Origin of the sequence: Bartonella capreoli, from assembly GCF_902813205.1 — a bacterium.
GTDB lineage: Bacteria > Pseudomonadota > Alphaproteobacteria > Rhizobiales > Rhizobiaceae > Bartonella > Bartonella schoenbuchensis.
This window is the reverse complement of the sequence record NZ_CADDZX010000374.1, coordinates 1-390: the sequence shown is the minus strand read 5'-3', so window position 1 is coordinate 390 and position 390 is coordinate 1. Positions and strand designations below refer to the sequence as shown.

General features: G+C 34.9%; 1 protein-coding gene. It reads left to right on the top strand.

The annotated features are described in order from the left end of the window. Positions 1-390 (top strand): transketolase C-terminal domain-containing protein (locus J7R05_RS08865; RefSeq protein ID WP_281388250.1); only part of this gene is annotated, 390 nt, incomplete at both ends.

Sequence of the window (390 nt, the reverse complement as noted above, 5' to 3'; positions counted from 1 at the left end):
GGGGCAACACATCATGCTATTTCCGATTTTGCTTCGCTTCGGGTTATTTCTAACATACGCATTATTGCTCCTGCTGATAATAAAGAAACAGAAGCTGCAATTTGCTCTACTTTGAGTGATCCTATGTCTGTTTACATATGTTTAGGAAAGTGTGCAGTTAAAAATATTCATAAGAACGCTGCAAAAATTGATATTCGTAAAGTTTCTATTGTAAAAAAGGGAAAAGATATTCTTTTGCTTGCAACTGGAGAAACCGTTCAGATTTGTCTCGATGCTGCTGAAGAACTCCAAAAATATGAAATTATACCAACAGTCATAATTGTGCCAACAATTCGACCTTTAGATGAGGCATCTGTGCTAAATTATATAAATCCCACAAATTTATTGTTG